The 1,261-nt window shown below is 37.7% G+C and carries 1 protein-coding gene; it reads right to left on the bottom strand.

Going from position 1 to position 1,261, the window contains the following annotated elements:
* Positions 1 to 163 precede the first annotated feature (163 nt).
* Positions 164 to 1,123, bottom strand: coding sequence for an IS110 family RNA-guided transposase (locus FFR48_RS29175; RefSeq protein WP_201277709.1), 960 nt, complete (start codon positions 1,121 to 1,123; stop codon positions 164 to 166).
* Positions 1,124 to 1,261 lie beyond the last annotated feature (138 nt).

The raw sequence follows: 1,261 nt of genomic DNA, 5'->3' as shown, positions 1-1,261 counted from the left end.
GTAGCGACTGTCTTGATTGTCAAGCGATCGTAAAGGAAAAATTTAAAGTCTAGGAAAAAAGTCAGAAAATAGAGGATAAAAACAAAGCAAAACAAAACAGGTAAATTATAGATGGCTATAAATTACCAAACTAGATTGGAGGTATAAAAACGATGGTAGAACTTTATGCAGAAATTGGTTGTGAGTCGTGAGAAATAGACCAAGGAAGATGATCTCGAATCATCGCATTTAAAATGACTAACATTTTATGAACACAAGCAGTAATGGCCAATTTCTTGGGTTTACCACGTTCAACCAGGCGCTCGTAAAAAGTTTTGAGCACAGGATTATGACGCATGGCAACAACAGCACCCATATAAAGAATGGCACGAATATAGGCGCGACCACCATTAATCATTCGTTTACCTTTGTGCTGACCACTATCATGATTAATTGGTGCAACACCAACTAAGCGAGAGATTTGCTTGGCAGTTAATTTACCTAATTCTGGTAAGTCAGAAACTAGAGTGGTAGAAATAACTTGACCAATGCCAGGAGTAGTTTTGAGTAGATTGACTTTATCAATCCATTGTTGATTATTTTGGGTCAATGTCTCAATTTCTTGATTGAGTTCTTGAAGACGTTGCTCCAGATAATCAATATGTGCCTCAATATCTGCTAAAGCTTTACCACGAGCGCGGTCACGGCGATTCTTTTCGGCTGTAGACATTTCTACTAATTGTCTGCGACGACTGATTAATTCACCTAATTGACGTGCCATTTCGCTTTCAATTGCTAACACTTCCGGTTTCATGGCTTCACCGAAATGTGCTAAAACTTGTGCATCAATGGCATCGGTTTTTGCTAACTTACCTGTAGCTTTAGCAAAATCTCTTCCCTGACGAGGATTGATTAATGCTACTGGTAAAAGAGCCGCTTGCAATTGAATTATTAATTCTGTTTCTAGTCCTCCTGTTGCTTCCAGTACGATTAGATTTAAATCGTAAGATTGAAGTTGCTGAACTAGATTAGCTATTTCTGTTTCAGTATTAGCAACTTGAAATGCTTTACCCATTGGACGGATATAAACATCAAGTGTTGCTTTACTTACGTCAATGCCTACCCATTGGGAGATATTTTTCATTTTTAACTCTCCACTTTCCACTACTTTCTTTTAATTTGTTTTGTTTTTTATTCATCCCCTTGATTTCACTCATCCTTGCACGATACGGGCTATATTATCTATGTCTTTGTTCATAGTTTTTACCCCAGGCGACTGTTC

Origin of the sequence: Sphaerospermopsis reniformis, assembly GCF_005402885.1 — a bacterium.
In the GTDB taxonomy this organism is placed as follows: Bacteria; Cyanobacteriota; Cyanobacteriia; order Cyanobacteriales; family Nostocaceae; genus Sphaerospermopsis; species Sphaerospermopsis kisseleviana.
The sequence above is the reverse complement of the archived record's forward strand: the minus strand, read 5'-3'. Positions and strand labels throughout refer to the sequence as shown.